At 69.4% G+C, this 16,919-nt stretch carries 15 protein-coding genes; 10 read left to right on the top strand and 5 right to left on the bottom strand.

The window, feature by feature from the left end; translation table 11 throughout:
- The first annotated feature begins 166 nt into the window (after nt 1-166).
- The 6 genes from BIU99_RS16210 (at nt 167) to BIU99_RS16185 (ending at nt 5,981) form a co-directional block, all read left to right on the top strand.
- The gene (locus BIU99_RS16210; RefSeq protein ID WP_064295522.1) at nt 167-1,051 is read left to right on the top strand and encodes an ABC transporter ATP-binding protein; all 885 of its coding nucleotides are present in this window, start codon (nt 167-169) and stop codon (nt 1,049-1,051) included.
- The gene (locus BIU99_RS16205) at nt 1,048-2,199 is read left to right on the top strand and encodes an ABC transporter permease (protein WP_240555667.1); all 1,152 of its coding nucleotides are present in this window, start codon (nt 1,048-1,050) and stop codon (nt 2,197-2,199) included. The genes BIU99_RS16210 and BIU99_RS16205 overlap by 4 nt, the downstream gene beginning before the upstream one ends.
- Nucleotides 2,196-2,633, top strand: a complete 438-nt coding sequence (locus tag BIU99_RS16200; protein ID WP_064295521.1) for a hypothetical protein — start codon at nt 2,196-2,198, stop codon at nt 2,631-2,633. The genes BIU99_RS16205 and BIU99_RS16200 overlap by 4 nt, the downstream gene beginning before the upstream one ends.
- A 153-nt stretch (nt 2,634-2,786) precedes the next feature.
- Nucleotides 2,787-3,896, top strand: a complete 1,110-nt coding sequence (locus BIU99_RS16195) for a low specificity L-threonine aldolase (protein WP_175484424.1) — start codon at nt 2,787-2,789, stop codon at nt 3,894-3,896.
- A 92-nt stretch (nt 3,897-3,988) separates the two neighbouring features.
- Nucleotides 3,989-5,434, top strand: a complete 1,446-nt coding sequence (thrC, locus tag BIU99_RS16190) for a threonine synthase (protein ID WP_071262270.1) — start codon at nt 3,989-3,991, stop codon at nt 5,432-5,434.
- 205 nt (nt 5,435-5,639) lie between these two features.
- Nucleotides 5,640-5,981: a hypothetical protein gene (locus tag BIU99_RS16185; protein ID WP_139205484.1), complete on the top strand. Its 342-nt coding sequence runs from the start codon at nt 5,640-5,642 to the stop codon at nt 5,979-5,981.
- 74 nt (nt 5,982-6,055) lie between these two features.
- On the opposite strand, the gene BIU99_RS16180 is transcribed toward BIU99_RS16185, so the two are convergent.
- The gene (locus BIU99_RS16180; RefSeq protein WP_071262217.1) at nt 6,056-6,997 is read right to left on the bottom strand and encodes an NADP-dependent oxidoreductase; all 942 of its coding nucleotides are present in this window, start codon (nt 6,995-6,997) and stop codon (nt 6,056-6,058) included.
- Nucleotides 6,998-7,171: 174 nt separating this feature from the next.
- Between BIU99_RS16180 and acs the strand changes: the two genes are divergently transcribed.
- The 3 genes from acs (at nt 7,172) to BIU99_RS16165 (ending at nt 11,097) form a co-directional block, all read left to right on the top strand.
- Complete coding sequence (gene acs / locus BIU99_RS16175; RefSeq protein WP_071262216.1) at nt 7,172-9,268, top strand: acetate--CoA ligase; 2,097 nt, start codon at nt 7,172-7,174, stop codon at nt 9,266-9,268.
- A gap of 80 nt (nt 9,269-9,348) precedes the next feature.
- Nucleotides 9,349-9,930: a nitroreductase family protein gene (locus BIU99_RS16170; RefSeq protein ID WP_064295515.1), complete on the top strand. Its 582-nt coding sequence runs from the start codon at nt 9,349-9,351 to the stop codon at nt 9,928-9,930.
- 570 nt (nt 9,931-10,500) lie between these two features.
- The gene (locus BIU99_RS16165; protein ID WP_139205483.1) at nt 10,501-11,097 is read left to right on the top strand and encodes a hypothetical protein; all 597 of its coding nucleotides are present in this window, start codon (nt 10,501-10,503) and stop codon (nt 11,095-11,097) included.
- Between the two features lie 160 nt (nt 11,098-11,257).
- Here BIU99_RS16165 and BIU99_RS16160 read toward each other — a convergent pair whose 3' ends face one another.
- The 4 genes from BIU99_RS16160 to BIU99_RS16145 all read right to left on the bottom strand — a co-directional run bounded on the left by BIU99_RS16160 (nt 11,258) and on the right by BIU99_RS16145 (nt 15,843).
- The gene (locus BIU99_RS16160; RefSeq protein WP_231884350.1) at nt 11,258-11,911 is read right to left on the bottom strand and encodes a DUF1345 domain-containing protein; all 654 of its coding nucleotides are present in this window, start codon (nt 11,909-11,911) and stop codon (nt 11,258-11,260) included.
- A gap of 60 nt (nt 11,912-11,971) precedes the next feature.
- Nucleotides 11,972-12,391 (bottom strand): hypothetical protein, encoded by a 420-nt coding sequence (locus BIU99_RS16155; protein WP_064295513.1) that lies wholly within the window; start codon nt 12,389-12,391, stop codon nt 11,972-11,974.
- A gap of 87 nt (nt 12,392-12,478) precedes the next feature.
- Nucleotides 12,479-13,456 carry a PrsW family glutamic-type intramembrane protease gene (locus BIU99_RS16150; RefSeq protein ID WP_071262214.1) on the bottom strand — a complete coding sequence of 326 codons (978 nt, stop codon included), beginning with the start codon at nt 13,454-13,456 and terminating at the stop codon, nt 12,479-12,481.
- Between the two features lie 224 nt (nt 13,457-13,680).
- Nucleotides 13,681-15,843: an ATP-dependent Clp protease ATP-binding subunit gene (locus tag BIU99_RS16145; protein ID WP_083397429.1), complete on the bottom strand. Its 2,163-nt coding sequence runs from the start codon at nt 15,841-15,843 to the stop codon at nt 13,681-13,683.
- Nucleotides 15,844-15,965: 122 nt separating this feature from the next.
- Between BIU99_RS16145 and BIU99_RS16140 the strand changes: the two genes are divergently transcribed.
- Nucleotides 15,966-16,916 carry a siderophore-interacting protein gene (locus BIU99_RS16140; RefSeq protein ID WP_083397428.1) on the top strand — a complete coding sequence of 317 codons (951 nt, stop codon included), beginning with the start codon at nt 15,966-15,968 and terminating at the stop codon, nt 16,914-16,916.
- Nucleotides 16,917-16,919: the final 3 nt, after the last annotated feature.

The following is a 16,919-nucleotide window of genomic DNA, read 5'->3' as shown; positions in this document are numbered from 1 at the left end:
GACGCCCGGTATCCCCCACTCGACGGAGAAGGGGACCGGGCGTCGTCGCGTCAACCCGTCCTGCGGCGGATGCCGGTGGCACACTGCGCCGCGTAGCGTGATCGCCATACCGGGAGAACCCGACGCAGGACACTCGGTCCAGCACGCAGATCACAGGAGGCGGCCGATGCTCGAACTCAGCCACATCGACAAGTCGTACGGCGAGCGGAAGGTGCTCGACGACGTCAGCTTCCAGGTCGCCCCCGGCCGCATGACGGGGTTCGTCGGCGGGAACGGCGCCGGCAAGACGACGACGATGCGCATCCTGCTCGGTGTCCTCGCCGCGAACGCAGGAACCGTCACGCTCGACGGCACCCCGCTCACCCCGGAGGACCGCCGCCGGTTCGGCTACATGCCGGAGGAGCGCGGCCTGTACCCGAAGATGCGGGTCGAGGAACAGCTCGTCTACCTGGCCCGTCTCCACGGGTTCACGACCCACGCCGCCAAGCGCAACGCCGGCGAACTGCTCGAGCGCCTCGGCCTCGGCGAGCGCCGCAACGACGCCCTCGAGAGCCTGTCGCTCGGCAACCAGCAGCGGGCGCAGATCGCCGCGGCGCTCGTCCACCACCCCGACGTCCTCGTCCTCGACGAGCCGTTCTCCGGCCTCGACCCGATGGCGGTCGACGTGGTCGTCGGTGTGCTCAGCGAGTTCGCCGCAGACGGCTCCCCCGTCCTGTTCTCCAGTCACCAGCTCGACATCGTTGAGCGCCTCTGCGACGACCTCGTGATCATCGCCGGTGGCAGGATCCGCGCCTCCGGCTCGCGCGAGTCACTCCGCGAAGCCCATGCCGGCAACCGCTACGAGCTGCTCACCGCGGCAGACACCGGGTGGCTGCGTGAGCGCCCGGGGATCTCCGTCGTCGACTTCGACGGCGGCTACGCCCTCTTCGACGCCGACGACGCCCAGGCGGCGCAGGCCGTGCTCCGTGAGGCGCTGACCCAGGGCGACGTCACGAGCTTCGCCCCCCTCCGACCCACCCTCGCCCAGATCTTCAAGGAGGTCATCCAGTGACCACGGCAACCGAGTCCCCGATCCAGCCCGCCGGTCGTCGTCGCTCCGGCCCGGCCTCCCCCAGCCTCGTGCAGAGCATCGGTCTCGTCGCCGAGCGCGAGGTCAGGATGCGCCTGCGCAGCAAGACGTTCCTCATCTCGACGGGCATCCTCCTCCTCGTGATCCTCGCCGGCATCGTCGTCGGCGGGTTCCTCGCGAAGAACACCGCCTCGGAGACCACGAAGGTCGCGGTCGTGGGGAACGCGGGTGCGGGACTGGTCGACGGCAAGACCTTCGACGTGACCGAGGCGGCCGACGTCGCCGCCGCTGAAGCCCTCGTGAAGTCGGGCGACGTCGAGGCGGCGATCGCACCGGCCACCGACGACAACCCCACCGGCGTCCAGGTCATCTTCGACTCCGAGGCCTCCAACACGCTCATCATGCAGCTGAGCGCGCAGCCGCAGGTCACCATCCTCGATCCCGACGCCGACGGCTCCGCCGGCTTCCTGCTGTACATCGTGTCGCTCGGGTTCGGTCTCGTGTTCTTCGTCTCCGCCACCACCTTCGGGGCGTCGATCGCGCAGAGCGTCGTCGAGGAGAAGCAGACCCGCGTCGTCGAGATCCTCATGTCCGCCATCCCCGTGAAGGCGCTCCTCGCCGGCAAGGTGCTCGGCAACAGCATCCTGGCGTTCGGGCAGATCCTGGCGATCGCTGCGCTGTCGGTGATCGGGCTGACGGTGACGGGCCAGACGGAGCTGCTCGGAGGCCTCGGGACCCCGGTCGTCTGGTTCGTGGTGTTCTTCGTGCTCGGCTTCATCCTGCTGGCCGCACTCTTCGCCGCCGCCGGCTCCCTGGTCTCACGTCAAGAGGACATCGGTTCGACGACGACCCCGATTACGATGCTGATCATGATCCCGTACTTCGCCGTCATCTTCTTCAACGACAACCCGGTGGTGATGACGATCATGTCCTACGTGCCGTTCTCGGCAGCCGTGGGCATGCCCGTCCGTCTCTTCGTCGGCTCGGCGCAGTGGTGGGAGCCGATCCTGTCCCTGCTGATCCTCGCGATCACGGCGGCGCTCGTCATCCTCGTCGGCTCGCGGATCTACGAGAACTCGCTGCTCAAGATGGGCGGCCGGGTCAAACTGTCGGAAGCGCTCAAGGCATGAGCGGGCTCGGCGGGATCGACGAGGTCTTCAACCCGGGTGCCTTCGAGGCCAAGCAGTTCCTCGACGCCGAGCAGCGCCTCCCCGCGCCGGCCCCGCTCGCGGGCGACCCGGCGGGCGACATCTACGGCGACGACCCCATCGTGCTCGACCTCGTCGATGAGGACGAGGAGGACCAGGACGCCCGGCTGACGCCCGAACAGGCCGCCGCGCTCGCGGCCGAGCAGCCGGCTCAGCCCTCCGCCGAGGACGAGCAGCAGGCCGCCGTCGCCTCCTCGATCGCCGTGCACGCGCTCGCCTACGAGCACGCGCTGGCGCAGGAGACCCCGGACGCGGAGCCGGAGCCCGGTGCGCACGCCGACATCGACGCCGCGATCGACGCCGTGCCCGAGGAGAGCGTCCCCTCCTCCGACGGCCCGCGTCACGCCGCCGACTGACCTCGTTTCCCAGTCCCCTAACTCAGGAGTGTCCCGGCGTGTCGGCCGCGCGCACCGGCCGCCACGCCGAGACACTCCTGAGGTGGGGAGACCGACGACACCGGGTCGGACGCGCAGGAAGTCGGCCCGCGATGCACGGAAGCTGCGTGTGGCATGCGCGAGGATGGATCAGTGACCGATTCTCTGCATGACACCAGCATCCGCGGCTTCGCCTCCGACAACTACTCCGGCGTCCACCCCGAGATCCTCGACGCCCTCGCGGCGGCCAACGGCGGCCACCAGATCGCCTACGGCGAGGACGACTACACCCGTCGGCTGCACGAGGTCTTCGCTGATCACTTCGGCCGCGACGTCGCCGTGTTCCCCGTCTTCAACGGCACCGGCGCGAACGTCGTCGGCCTGCAGTCCATGCTCCCGCGCTGGGGTGCCGTCATCTCGGCGTCGACCGCGCACATCAACTCCGACGAGGGCGGCGCGCCGGAGCGGGTCGGTGGCATCAAGCTCCTGACGGTCGACGCCCCCGACGGCAAGCTCACGCCCGACCTCATCGACCGCGAGGCGTGGGGCTGGGGCGACGAGCACCGTGCACAGCCGCTCGTCGTCTCGATCACGCAGACCACCGAGCTCGGCACCCTGTACACGCCCGAGGAGATCCGCGCGATCGCCGACCACGCGCACGGTCACGGCATGAAGCTGCACCTCGACGGAGCCCGCATCGCCAACGCCGCAGCAGCCCTCGGCGTCCCGCTGCGCGCGTTCACCGCCGATGCCGGCGTCGACGTGCTGTCCTTCGGCGGGACGAAGAACGGACTCATGTTCGGCGAGGCCATCGTCGTCCTCGAACCGTCGGCATCGGAGGGCCTCGTCTACCTCCGGAAGCTCAACATGCAGCTGGCGTCGAAGATGCGCTTCGGTGCGGCGCAGCTCATCGCCCTGCTCGAGCCGGCGGCCGACGGTGGCGACGGGCTCTGGCTCCGCTCCGCGACCCACGCCAACGCGATGGCCGCGCGCCTCCGCAGCTCCCTCGAAGCGCTCATCGCGGCCGGCGAGGCACCGGGACTCGGCTTCAGCCAGCCGACCCAGGCCAACGCCGTGTTCGCGACCCTTCCCGCGGGCGTCCCCGACCGCTTGCGGGAACGCTTCCGCTTCTACGACTGGGACGCGGCGAAGGGCGAGGTCCGCTGGATGTGCTCGTTCGACACCACCGAGGACGACATCGACGCGTTCGTCGCCGCGATCCGCAAGGAACTCGCCCGCGCGTAGCGGCCGGTCACGATGCCGGCGGGCCTCTGCGCGTCGACCCCCGATATGGCAAGGTTGGAGATCGGGCTTCCAACCGGATGAGAGAGACGGTCATGCACTATCAGTCGACGCGGGGCCACGATCTGCCCCAGCACTTCTCGGACATCCTCCTCGGCGGGCTCGCCCCGGACGGCGGCCTGTACCTCCCGGCCGAGTACCCGCAGCTGACCGCTGAGGAGCTCGAGTCGTGGCGCGAGCTGTCCTATGCCGACCTCGCGTTCGCCGTGCTGTCGAAGTTCGCCGACGACATCCCCGCAGCCGACCTCCAGGACATCACCCGTCGCACCTACACCGCCGAGGTGTACTCGAACGGCCGCGCCGGCGACGACGCCTCGCTCATCACCCCGCTGCGCTCCCTCGGTGAGGAGGGCGGCACCGAGCTGCAACTCCTCGGCCTCTCGAACGGCCCGACGCTCGCCTTCAAGGACATGGCGATGCAGCTGCTCGGCAACCTCTTCGAGTACACACTCGCGAAGAGCGGCGACGAGCTCAACATCCTCGGCGCGACCTCCGGCGACACCGGGAGCGCGGCCGAGCACGCCATGCGCGGCAAGACGGGGATCCGCGTCGTCATGCTGAGCCCGCATGGCCGCATGAGCAGCTTCCAGCGCGCGCAGATGTTCAGCCTCCAGGACGACAACATCGTGAACCTCGCCGTCGAGGGCAACTTCGACGACTGCCAGGACATCGTGAAGGCCGTCTCGAAGGACGCTCCGTTCAAGGCGCTCCACGCCGTCGGTACGGTCAACTCGATCAACTGGGCCCGCGTCGTCGCGCAGGTCGTGTACTACGTGCACGGCTGGCTCCTCGCGACCGACGGTCCGGGCCAGAAGGTGTCGTTCTCGGTGCCGTCCGGGAACTTCGGCAACGTCTGCGCCGGGCACATCGCCCGCTCGATGGGGCTGCCGATCGACCAGCTCGTCGTCGCGACGAACGAGAACGACGTCCTCGACGAGTTCTTCCGAACGGGCGTGTACCGCCCGCGCTCGGCGGCCGAGACGCACCACACGTCGAGTCCGAGCATGGACATCTCGAAGGCGTCCAACTTCGAGCGTTTCCTCTACGACCTCGTCGGTCAGGACGCAACCCGCCTCGGTGAGCTGTTCCGGTCCCTCGACGAGGAGGGCGGGTTCGACCTCTCCGGGACGCCCGAGTTCGAGCGGATCAGCGAGTTCGGCTTCGTCTCTGGCCGCAGCACCCACGCCGACCGCGTCGCCACCATCCGCGACGTGCACGAGCGTTACGGCGTCACGATCGACCCGCACACCGCCGACGGCGTCACGGTCGCCCGTCGCCACCTGCGCGAGGGCGTCCCGATGCTCGTGCTCGAGACCGCGCTGCCGGCGAAGTTCGCCGAGATCGTCCGCGAGGCGCTCGGCGAGGAGCCGGAGCGTCCCGAGGCGTTCGAGGGCATCGAGGGTCTCGAACAGCGATTCGAGATCGTGCCGGCCGACGTCGACCGCATCAAGGCGATCATCGCGCAGCACACCGGACGCTGACCCACCCCGGTCCCTGAGCCTGTCCCGGCCCCGATCCCTGAGCCGACTCGGTCCGTGAGCCCGCGCCGGTCCCTGAGCCTGTCGAAGGGCACCCGACCGCGCCGTCGACACCGCGTCCGGTCCGGCGGGGAGCGCGGAGGATAAGCGTCCGGCGACCCGGAGCCAAGCCCCCGCGGCGATGCGGCGTCCGCTCTACGCTGCCGTCATGAGCAATCCCATGGATCCAGCAGCAGCAGACGCCCAACGTGAAGCCCTCGCCCACGGCGGCCCAGGTGCCCAGGCACACGTGCCCGGCGAGGACCAGACCGACAGCTCGGTCGGCGGTGTCGTTCCCGACGGCGGTGCGGTCGACCGCTCGGCCGACGACGCGGCCCCCGGCGACGGCGGTCTGAGCAACGCCGGTGACGGCGTCGGTGGTGACGACATCGTCGGCGACGCCGGACTCGACGACGCGGACACCGAGGATGCCGTCGAAGACCTCGACGACCAGGACGACCTCGCCGACCGCGCGCCCGTCGGCGACAGCTTCGGCGAGGGCCCGGAGTAGCTCCCCGGTCCCTGAGCCTGTCGAAGGGCACTCCCGCTCAAGTCACTCCGGTCCCTGAGCCTGTCGAAGGGTGCTCAGGGGACCAGGATGAGTTTCCCGCTCGGGTGACCCGACTCGCTCTCGCGGTGCGCCTCGGCGGCCTCGGCGAGGGGCCGGACGGTGCCGAGTTCGAAGCTGAACCGTCCCTGCTCGACGAGGGACGCGACCGCCGGGATCGCCTCCGCCCGCCAGGCCTGCTCCTGCTCCGTGAGCGGGAGCGGGTTTCCGCCGGACCACGCCTGGATCCCGAGGTCGGCCGCCTTCGCGCCGACGACGATCGTGCCGATGTGCTGACGGTCCTCGACCAGCTCGAACGAGGCCTCGAGCGCCTCGTCGGTGCCGACGGCGTCGAGCACACGGTCGACACCCTGCGGAGCGGCCTCGCGCACGCGCTCCACGAGCCCGGGACCGTAGGTGACGGGGATCGCCCCCAGCTCCCGCAGACGTGCGTGGTTCCCTTCGCTCGCGGTGGCGACGACGGTCGCTCCCCAAGCCACGGCGAACTGCACGGCGGCGTGCCCCACCGAGCCCGACCCACCGTGGATCAGGAGGGTCGTCCCCTCGGTCACGCCGAGCGAGCGAAGTGCTTGATAGGCCGTGCTCACGGGGATGCCGATCGCCGCCGCCTCCTCGAAGGAGATGGCAGCCGGTTTGCGGATGATCTGGTCGGGTGTGACGACGACGTGGGTCGCATACGTCCCGGAGGCGTTGACGACGACGACCTCGTCGCCGATCGACCAGCCGTCGACCCCGTCGCCGACCTCGACGACGACGCCGGCGCCGTCGCTCCCGACGCGTCGGGTGCCCTGCAGCTCGCCGCCGCGGAGGCCGCTGCGGAGCTTCCAGTCGATCGGGTTCACGCCCGCGGCTCGCACCTCGACGACGAGTTCGCCGGGGCCCGCCTCAGGCGTCGGCACCTCGACGAGGTCGAGGACGTCGGCCGAGCCGAGCTCCTGGTACTGGATGACGGTCGCCATGTCGTTCCCTTCCCGAGATGCGCCTGCGCACCCCTGATCGGCGTCCGCCACGCTTCGTGGCGGCCCTCCGAGGCTACTCCCGACGCTCCTCCACAGCCCCTCGGAACCTCCGGACCGTGACGCCGCATGACCCGCGGATGGCACCGGCACCGGACTCCCGCGTAGCGTTGCAGCATGCCTCCCACTGATGGATCGACGTCCGCGGCGCCCGCCGCCACCATCGCGAACCTCCTCGCCGAGACCCGCAGCTACGCCCCGCCGGCCGACCTCGCCCGGACGGCGAACGTCGGCCCGGAGGAGTGGGTCCGCGCGGCCGCCGACCCCGTGGCGTTCTGGGAGGAGCAGGCCCGACGCCTCGACTGGGTCACCCCGTGGCACACGGCGCACACGTGGGACCCGGCCCGACCGGTCGACGGGTCCGACCCGACGGACCCCGAGCCCGAGCTCACCGTCCCCGCCGCCACCTGGTTCGCCGGGGGAACGCTCAACGTGGCGGTCAACTGCGTCGACCGCCACGTCGATGCCGGACGAGGCGACAAGGTCGCCCTCCACTTCGAGGGCGAGCCGGGCGACCGCCGCTCCATCACCTACGCCGAGTTGCAGCGCGAGGTCGCGAAGGCCGCCAACGCCCTGACGGCACTCGGCATCGGGCAGGGCGACCGCGTCGTCATCTACCTGCCGGTCATCCCCGAGACGGTCATCGCCACCCTCGCCGTCGCGCGCATCGGCGCCATCCACTCCCTCGTGTTCGGTGGGTTCTCCGCCGAGGCGCTGCGCTTCCGGGTGGAGGACACCGAGGCGAAGCTGCTCATCACCACCGACGGCCAGTACCGCCGGGGTACCGCTGTGCCCGTCAAGCAGAACGCCGACGCCGCCGTCGACGGTGTGCCGTCCATCGAGCACGTGCTCGTCGTCGCACGCACGGGCGACGAGACGCCGAACGTGCCTTGGACCCCCGGTCGCGACGTCTGGTGGCACGACACCGTGGGTGTCGCCGCCGACACCCACGAGGCCGAGGCGTTCGATGCGGAGAACCCGCTCTTCATCATCTACACGAGCGGCACCACCGGGAAGCCCAAGGGACTCGTCCACACCTCTGGCGGCTATCTCACGCAGGCGTCCTGGACCCACTGGGCGATCTTCGACGCCAAGGACGACGACGTCCACTGGTGCACCGCCGATCTCGCCTGGGTCACCGCACACACCTATGAGATCTACGGTCCACTCTCGAACGGGCTCACCCAGGTGATCTACGAGGGCACGCCGAACACTCCGCACCAGGCACGGCACTTCGAGATCATCGAGCGCTACGGCGTGACGACGTACTACACGGCACCCACGCTCATCCGGACCCTCATGACGTGGTTCCCCGAGGGGCCGCCCGCCGAGTACGACCTCTCGACCCTCCGGCTCCTCGGCACCGTCGGTGAGGCGATCAACCCCGAGGCCTGGATGTGGTTCCGCGAGCGCATCGGGCGCGGCGAGACCCCGGTCGTCGACACCTGGTGGCAGTCGGAGACGGGGTCGGCCGTCATCGCACCGCTCCCCGGTGCGACCACGATCAAGCCGGGTTCCGGCAGTCGCGCACTCCCCGGCCTGGAGGCGTTGGTCGTCGACGAGGACGGCGAGACGGTGCCGTACGGATCCGGCGGGTACCTGGTCGTCAGCCGCTTCGGGCCCTCGCTCGCACGCACGGTCTGGGGCAACCCGGAGCGCTACCGCGACTCGTACTGGGCGAAGTACTGGAGGCAGGGCTACTTCTTCTCCGGCGACGGCGCGAAGTGGGACGAGGACGGCGACATCTGGGTCCTCGGGCGCGTCGACGACGTCATCAACGTCTCGGGCCACCGCCTGTCGACCATCGAGATCGAATCGGCCCTCGTGTCGCATCCCCACGTGGGCGAGGCCGGCGTCGTCGGCGTGCACGACCCGATCACGGGGAGCGCGATCGCCGCGTTCGTCATCCCCTCCTCGCGGTCCCACGGGCCCGAGGCCGACGGCGAGGCGTACTGGTTGGATCGCTCTGCGGCACTCCGCGAGGCACTGCGCTCCCACGTGGCGAACGAGATCGGCCCGATCGCGAAGCCGCGCGACGTCTTCGTGGTCCCAGACCTGCCGAAGACCCGCTCGGGGAAGATCATGCGGCGTCTGCTCGGCGACATCGTCGACCAGCGGCCCCTCGGCGACACGACGTCGCTGCAGGACGAAGCGGCCCCGCACCGGATCGCCGAGATCGTCACTGCTGCACGGACCCCTCGAACCCGGGAATAGTGCCTCGATCGATGCAGTTGCATCCATCGTCAATGGCGACGCAGCCTCTGTCCACTTCCCTTGTTCCGCTTGGAGACCGCATGTCCATCGTCACCCGTACCGCCCAGACCGACGCCCCCATCCTCGACGTCCTCGCCGACCGGTGGAGCCCCCGCTCCTTCGTGAGCGAGCCCGTCGCCGCCGCGAAGATGGCCTCGGCCCTGGAAGCCGCGCGTTGGTCGCCGAGCGCCAACAACGTGCAGCCCTGGCGGTTCATCGTCGGCACCAAGGGGACCGCCACGTTCGACGCGATCGCTGAGCAGCTGGTGGCGTTCAACCGAGGGTGGGCCGCTCAGGCGGGCGCGCTCATCGTCGCCGTCGCCGAGACGGTCGACGACGAGGGGAACGAGCGTCCCTGGGCCATCTACGACCTCGGCCAGGCGATGGCGCACTTGAGCGTCCAGGCCCACAGCGACGGCCTCTTCGCACACCAGATGGCCGGTTTCTCCGCCGACGGCATTCGCGAGGCGTTCTCGCTGCCGGACGGCCTCCTGCCGTTCACCGTCACCGCGCTCGGCGAGCTCGGCGACCCGGAACTCCTGCCCGAGGGCATGCTCCGCGACCGCGAGACCGCTCCGCGCGAGCGTCGTCCGCTCGCCGACCTCGTGATCGTCCAGGAGTAGTCGGCTCGGTTCCTGCACCACCACGCTGCGCAGTCCGGTCCGCCGGGCTGCGCAGTCGTGGTTCGTGGGGCTCATCCGTCATCGCTCGAGGTAGGCCGGTGACGACGCAGTCCAACAGCCGACACGATGAACAACGCAGTCAAGGCTGCTCCCACGCATGATCGCAAGATGAGTTCTCCAGTCGCGCCCCAGTGGGCCCCGTAGACGATCATGCTGACTGTCGCGAGACCGGCGAGCAGGGCAGCGAGAACGCTCATCGAAGGTCGTTCCGTCAGACGCCACCAATCGCGCGACGTATCCGGCTCCGTTGCACCGCGTGACTGGCGTGCTATCGCCCATACGCCGACCCCTTGAAACACCGCGACCACGGAGCCGCCGTCCGCCGTTCCAAACTGAACTGGCGCAGCCAGGAGACCAACGACGAGGCACACTCGTATCAACCGCGAGCGTATCCTCACATGCTCAATCCTCTTGCACATATGAAATATTTAAGTATATCTTGATCAGGCGGTCGACCAACCGGATCGCGTATCGAGAGGATTTCCTATGACACGACGCATATTGACCACGGTGACGGCCACCGCCGTTCTCGTCATCCCGTTTCTGATGGGTAGCCCCGCCTCAGCTGAATCCTCAACCGTCGAGACTGTCGAGGTGACATCCGAGCACTGCGTAGACCAGATCGATGAGATTCGCCCGACCGGTGGCTCTCGATCCGCGGCCGACTACTCGATTTGTCAAGGAGAAGTGACGGTCGAGGAGTCCGCCCCCGTCCGCGCAACGCAGGCGGACATCCAAGAAGCACGAGCGGCGGGGATCATGGCTGGACCCGAGGCCTGGTACCGGAACTGGACACACACCTATCTCGGAGGAGGACTTGCGGAGATCCACCGCGGCCGTACGTTCTGGGATGGCGATGTCGCATGGATCAGGCCCTATGGGGGTATCGGTGGTAGCCACGAGTGTCACACCGAAGGATCGTGGGCGGTCGGATGGGCGGTGAAGAGGGTCTTGTGCGATCAGCCCGCGGCCGGCCCATCCGCGGATGCGTTCTACCGGTTCGATGCCAGCATCCTCTTCCAGGGTTCCCCTGTCACACTCGGCATCGGCCTGCACTACTCGACGAATGCTTCCGGGGGAACGACGGCCTGGCAGGTCGGTGGTTGATCATCCCGTTCCACCACGCTGCGCAGTCCGGTCCGCCGGGCTGCGCAGTCGTCGTTCGCTGGGTCACACGTCATCGTGACCGGTCCCTGAGCACCTCAACTGGTCGCTGCCCTTCGACAGGCTCAGGAACCGCGGGTCGAAGGGTGTATCCGTCGAGCCGCTACAGCCCCGCGACGAGGTTGATGACGGTCGCGAGGATCACGGAGCCGAAGAGGTACGACAGCAGGGTGTGCTTGAGCACCGTGCGGCGCAGCTCACTGGACCGCAGCGTCGTATCGGAGACCTGGTAGGTCATGCCGAGGTCGAACGAGAGGTAGGCGAAGTCGCTGTACTGGGGCGCCTCCTCCTGGTTGAAGTCGATGCCGCCCTCCGGAGCAGCGAAGTACATGCGTGCGTACCGGAGGGTGTAGATCGTGTGGATGAGCGCCCACGACATGGCGACACTCAGCACCGAGAACCCCGCCAGCAGGCCCTGTTCGACGCCGGTCGACGCCCGCGCCTGCAGGATCACGACGCTGAGGGCGACGAGGCTCCCGACGCTCGCCAGCACGATGAGGACCTCGCTCGTCGTCCGTCCGGGTTCCTCCGAGGTCGCATGCTCGCGCGTGCGTGCCGGGTCCATCCGCCAGATACGCGCCCAGAGCGAGACGATGAAGACGACGCACGTGGCTCCCCAGCCGGCCAGGATCGCCCCCGCCCAGAACCAGGTCAGGCCAGTGGCCACCCCGACGCCCAAGCCGATGACGGCGGACAGGATCAGGCGGAGTTTCGCGCCGTGCCGCAGGGCGATCGGTCCGGACGTCGATGAGCTCACGAGCTGATCGTGGCACCGTCCGCGGAGTGCGTGACGCAGACTCGCGGCCGACGCCGCACCTCACACCGCTTCGACGAACAACTCCTCCAACTCGGCGAAGACGCCGACGGCGAGGCGCTCGAACTGCTCGGCGCTCAGCCGGATCGTCTCGCCCGGGACGAGGCCGGTGAACGACGCCCCATCGGCGTACTGCAACACGGTCCCCACCGTGAACACCCGGTCGTGGTCGAGGATCGACGCGACGATGAGTTCGAGCTCGTTGAGGGCCCCGGGACCTTTCCCGAGCACCGAGCGCACCCGGTGGACGAACGGCCGGTCGAGCACGAGGGTGAGGCCGGTGAAGAACTCGGGGTCGACCACGGCCAGCGCTGCCGGGTCCGCCCCGGCCTCGGCCAGCGTCTCGCGTCCGGCGACCAGCGCGGCGATCATCGTCTTCGCCTGGTCGACCTCTCGCTGTTCGAAGGTCTTGCGTCCCAGCATGGGTGTCTCCTCGGCGTCGCGGATCGGGTGCGCTTCACGCTACTCCCCGGCATGCCCGGATCACAGCAGACCTCGCGCGTCCGGTGGTCAGGCCTGCTTCCGCTCGCGACGCGGGACGTGGAGCGACACGACGCCCGCGTCGCGGTTGATGCGACGGGCCTGTGCCCGCCAGATGAGCGCGAAGGCGACGACGAGCACGATCATGGCCGGGACGACGAGCACCTTGAGCACCGGCATGGCCGGGAACAGCAGCCCCCAGAGCACGGTGTTACCGTCCCACAGGCCGTGCATGACCGCGACGAGCAGGTAGGTCAGGAGCACGCCCACGGTGATCCGGAACCGTCCGTTGCGTGCAGCGGCGAACACCGCGGCGGCGAGCAGCGCCGTCCACAGTGGGTGGCCGACCGGGTCGAAGATCGTCCGGGCGAACGCGGCTCCGGCCGCCTGGAACGCCGGGTGCGTGAGGATGGTCTCGAGGGGTGGTGAGCCGGCGGCGAGCTTCTGCGATGCTTCGACGCCGGCCGCCCATCCCTGTCCGATGTACCAGAGGTTCTCGAGGACGGCGAAGCCGATGCCGACGGCACCGCCGACGAAGAGACCACCCCGGGCGGTCTTCACCGGCAACCGCCATGCCACGATCACGACGGCGATGATCTTCGCCAGTTCCTCGGCGACCCCGGCGAAGAAGAGCCCGATGTCGTGCGGGTTCTCGCCGGCATCGGTCGCGGCGACGCCGATGAGGGAGTCGAAGGTGCTGCCGAGCGTGATGGCGATGAAGCCTCCGACCAGCACCGCCCAGAGGAGCGTCGCCGTCGTGACGCCGTCGCCCGACTGGAGGCGTCGGGCCATGATGAGCAGCAGGGTGGACGCGGCCAGCCCTGAGCCGAGCAGGATCCACGCGGGGACCACTGCCGGGTTGCCGAGGAGCACGTGCGGCACCAACAGCAGGAACAGCCAGAGCGCGAGGCCGCCGAAGAAGAACCAGGCGGGGGCGTGTGCGTGACGCCAGAGGGGCGCGGCGGTGCCGCTGGTCTCGGGCGTCGTGATCGGGGCTGCGTGCGACATCGTGTCCTCTCAGGGCGCGCCGACCGGGCCCACCGCGAGGATCACGCTAGTGCGCGGCATCCGTCGGGCACCAGGGGTTTCCTCCCCCACTCGGGGGTCACTGCCAGCGCGGTGCTGTCGCGTGAGCGCGGGGCAGACGCGTGAGCGCACCCCTCCGGAGGGGCGCGCTCACGTCGATAGGCTGCGCTCGGGTCAGCGCACCGCGCTGGCCGCAAGCAGCCGGGCTAGGCCGGGACCACCGCTCGCTCGACCGTGAGGCCGTCGCCGTCGCTCGCGAGCCCGACGTGGACGGTGTCGCCGTCGCGGATCGAGCCGTCGAGGATCGCCCGCGCGAGGCGGTCGTCGATCTCCCGCTGCATGAGTCGACGCAGCGGACGCGCGCCGTACATGGGGTCGTAGCCGCGCTCCGCGAGCCACGCACGCGCATCGGGCGTGACCGCGAGGTGCAGCCGACGCTCGCCCAGTCGACGCTGCAGGCGATCGATGTAGAGCTCGACGATCTGGCCGAGCTCCGCTTCGCTGAGCGGTTGGAACACGACGATGTCGTCGAGACGGTTGATGAACTCCGGTTTGAAGGCCTGGCGCACGAGCTGCTGGACGGCCTCCTCCTTCTGCTCGAGGGAGAGCGAGGCGTCCATCAGGTACTGCGAGCCGAGGTTGGACGTCAGCACGAGGATGACGTTCCGGAAGTCGACGGTGCGCCCCTGGCCGTCGGTCAGCCGGCCGTCGTCGAGCACCTGCAGGAGGATGTCGAACACCTCGGGGTGCGCCTTCTCGACCTCGTCGAGCAGCACGACGGAGTACGGGCGTCGACGGACGGCCTCGGTGAGCTGCCCGCCCTGCTCGTAGCCGACGTACCCCGGAGGTGCACCGACGAGCCGGGAGACCGAGTGCTTCTCGCCGTATTCGGACATGTCGATGCGGACCATGGCCTTCTCGTCGTCGAAGAGGAACTCGGCGAGCGCCTTCGCCAGCTCGGTCTTGCCGACGCCGGTGGGGCCGAGGAACATGAAGGAGCCGGTCGGGCGGTCGGGATCGGAGATGCCGGCCCGGGTGCGCCGGACGGCGTCGGACACGGCGGCGACCGCACGGTGCTGCCCGATGAGTCGGCGGGACAGCTCCTGCTCGAGGTGCAGCAGTTTCTCCGTCTCGCCCTGCAATAGGCGACCCACGGGGATGCCGGTCCACGCGGCGATGACGGCGGCGATGTCCTCGGCGGTCACCTGGTCGTTGACCATCCGGGGTTCGCCGTCGGTGTCCTGCTCGGCCGACTCCGCGAGCGCGAGTTCGCGTTCGAGCTGCGGGATGTCGGCGTAGAGCAGCTTGGACGCCTGTTCGAGCTTGCCTTCGCGCTGGGCGCGTTCGGCCTTGCTCCGGGCGGCGTCGAGCTGCTTCTTGAGGTCGCCGACCCGGTTGAGGCTCGCACGCTCGCGCTCCCAGCGCGCCTGCAGTTCACCGAGCGCGGCCTGGCGGGTCGCGAGGTCCTCCCGGAGGCGGGCGAGGCGCTCCTTGGAGGCGTCGTCCTTCTCCTTCTTGAGGGCGAGCTCCTCGAGCTTCAGGCGGTCGACACTGCGTCGGAGCTCGTCGATCTCGACGGGGGCCGAGTCGATCTCCATGCGCAGTCGGCTGGCCGCCTCGTCGATGAGGTCGATCGCCTTGTCGGGCAGCTGCCGCGACGTGATGTAGCGGTTGGACAGGGCTGCGGCCGCGACGAGCGCGTTGTCGGCGATGGCGACCTTGTGGTGCGCCTCGTACCGCTCCTTGAGGCCGCGGAGGATGGCGACCGTGTCCTCGACGCTCGGCTCCCCCACGAACACCTGCTGGAAGCGACGCTCCATGGCGGCGTCCTTCTCGATGAACTCGCGGTACTCGTCGAGCGTGGTCGCGCCGATGAGCCGCAGCTCGCCGCGGGCGAGCATGGGCTTCAGCATGTTGGCCGCCGCGACGGATCCCTCGCCGCCGCCGGCCCCCATGAGGACGTGGAGCTCGTCGATGAAGGTGATGATCTGTCCGTCGGACTCGTCGATCTCCTTGAGCACGGCCTTGAGGCGTTCCTCGAACTGCCCGCGGTACATGGCGCCGGCCACGAGCGCGGAGAGGTCGAGGGAGATGAGCTGCTTGCCCCTGAGGCTCTCGGCGACGTCGCCCGCGACGATGCGCTGGGCGAGGCCTTCGACGACGGCGGTCTTGCCGACGCCGGGCTCGCCGATGAGGACGGGGTTGTTCTTGGTGCGCCGCGTGAGCACCTGGCTCACGCGGCGGATCTCGGCGTCGCGGCCGATGACCGGATCGAGCTTGCCGGAGGCGGCGATCTCGGTCAGGTTGACGCCGTACTGCTCGAGCGCGCTGCGCTGATCCTCTTGCTGAGGCGTCTGGCCTGCTGGCATGGGTACGATCTCCTGTTCAAAACTTGAGTGAATCTGACTCAAGTTTACCACCGCCACTCCCTGCCGACAAGGTGCGATCGGCGGGTGACCTCCGGCGCATCGAAGGGTAGGCTTACCTATCGATGCCTCGCCTCAGTGAACAGACCCCCGACTCGATCTTCATCCTCCTCGCAGCCGTCGTCCGGCGTATCGAGCAGGTGAGCCCGAGCTATCGGCGGTTCACGTTCACGGGCCCCGAGGTCCAGCACATCGCGGACAACCGTCACGATCAGCGCATCAAGCTGCTCTTCCCACTGCCCGACACCGGTTTCGACGAGCTGCCGATGCACGACGACTGGTACCAGGCCTGGCGACTGCTGCCCAACGACAAGCGTCACCCGATGCGCACGTACACGATCCGCGAGGTCCGGCCCGAGCTCGCCGAGTTCGACGTCGACATCGCCCTGCACGGCCGCGTCGGCCCCGCGTCCACCTGGGCGATGGACGCGAAGGTCGGCGACGAGCTCGTCGTCAACGTCCCGAACGCCCGGTCGGCCGTCCCGGCCGGCGGCATCGACTGGCATGCGCCGGCCACCGTCGACCAGGTGCTCCTCGCCGGCGACGAGACGGCCCTGCCCGGGATCGCGGGGATCCTCGAGCGCCTGCCGAGCACCGCGCGCGGGATCGCCGTCGTCGAGCTGCCGCACGAGGAGGACATCGCCGCCCTGTCCACGAAGCCCGACGGGATCGAGGTCGTCGTCCTCCCCCGCGGCGACCAGCCCGTGGGCACCCTGCTCATCCCCGAGGTCGAGCGCATCGCGAGTCGCCTCGCGCCGAGCGTCGACACCGCCACGATCGCCACGCAGCCGGCACTCGAGGACGTCGACGTCGACACCGAGCTGCTCTGGGAAGCACCGGTCAACGCGACAGGAGGCCCCGTCCTCGAGAGCGCACCGCTCTACGCGTGGCTCGCCGGAGAGGCGTCGGCCATCACGACGCTCCGCCGACACCTCGTCTCCGGGTGCGGCGTCGACCGCAAGTCGGTCGCGTTCATGGGCTACTGGCGACACGGCAAGGCCGAAGACAACCGATGAGCC

Origin of the sequence: Plantibacter sp. MMLR14_011, from assembly GCF_001865025.1 — a bacterium.
Classification (GTDB): domain Bacteria; phylum Actinomycetota; class Actinomycetes; order Actinomycetales; family Microbacteriaceae; genus Plantibacter; species Plantibacter flavus_A.
This window is presented reverse-complemented; position numbering and strand designations above follow the sequence as displayed.

Bases quoted from the DNA above. Each gene is read 5' to 3' on its own strand.
- BIU99_RS16210 (WP_064295522.1), top strand. From the start codon at position 167: ATGCTCGAACTCAGCCACATCGACAAGTCGTACGGCGAGCGGAAGGTG.
- BIU99_RS16200 (WP_064295521.1), top strand. From the start codon at position 2,196: ATGAGCGGGCTCGGCGGGATCGACGAGGTCTTCAACCCGGGTGCCTTC.
- BIU99_RS16195 (WP_175484424.1), top strand. From the start codon at position 2,787: ATGCGCGAGGATGGATCAGTGACCGATTCTCTGCATGACACCAGCATC.
- thrC (WP_071262270.1), top strand. From the start codon at position 3,989: ATGCACTATCAGTCGACGCGGGGCCACGATCTGCCCCAGCACTTCTCG.
- BIU99_RS16185 (WP_139205484.1), top strand. From the start codon at position 5,640: ATGAGCAATCCCATGGATCCAGCAGCAGCAGACGCCCAACGTGAAGCC.
- BIU99_RS16180 (WP_071262217.1), bottom strand. From the start codon at position 6,997: ATGGCGACCGTCATCCAGTACCAGGAGCTCGGCTCGGCCGACGTCCTC.
- acs (WP_071262216.1), top strand. From the start codon at position 7,172: ATGCCTCCCACTGATGGATCGACGTCCGCGGCGCCCGCCGCCACCATC.
- BIU99_RS16170 (WP_064295515.1), top strand. From the start codon at position 9,349: ATGTCCATCGTCACCCGTACCGCCCAGACCGACGCCCCCATCCTCGAC.
- BIU99_RS16155 (WP_064295513.1), bottom strand. From the start codon at position 12,391: ATGCTGGGACGCAAGACCTTCGAACAGCGAGAGGTCGACCAGGCGAAG.
- BIU99_RS16150 (WP_071262214.1), bottom strand. From the start codon at position 13,456: ATGTCGCACGCAGCCCCGATCACGACGCCCGAGACCAGCGGCACCGCC.
- BIU99_RS16145 (WP_083397429.1), bottom strand. From the start codon at position 15,843: ATGCCAGCAGGCCAGACGCCTCAGCAAGAGGATCAGCGCAGCGCGCTC.
- BIU99_RS16140 (WP_083397428.1), top strand. From the start codon at position 15,966: ATGCCTCGCCTCAGTGAACAGACCCCCGACTCGATCTTCATCCTCCTC.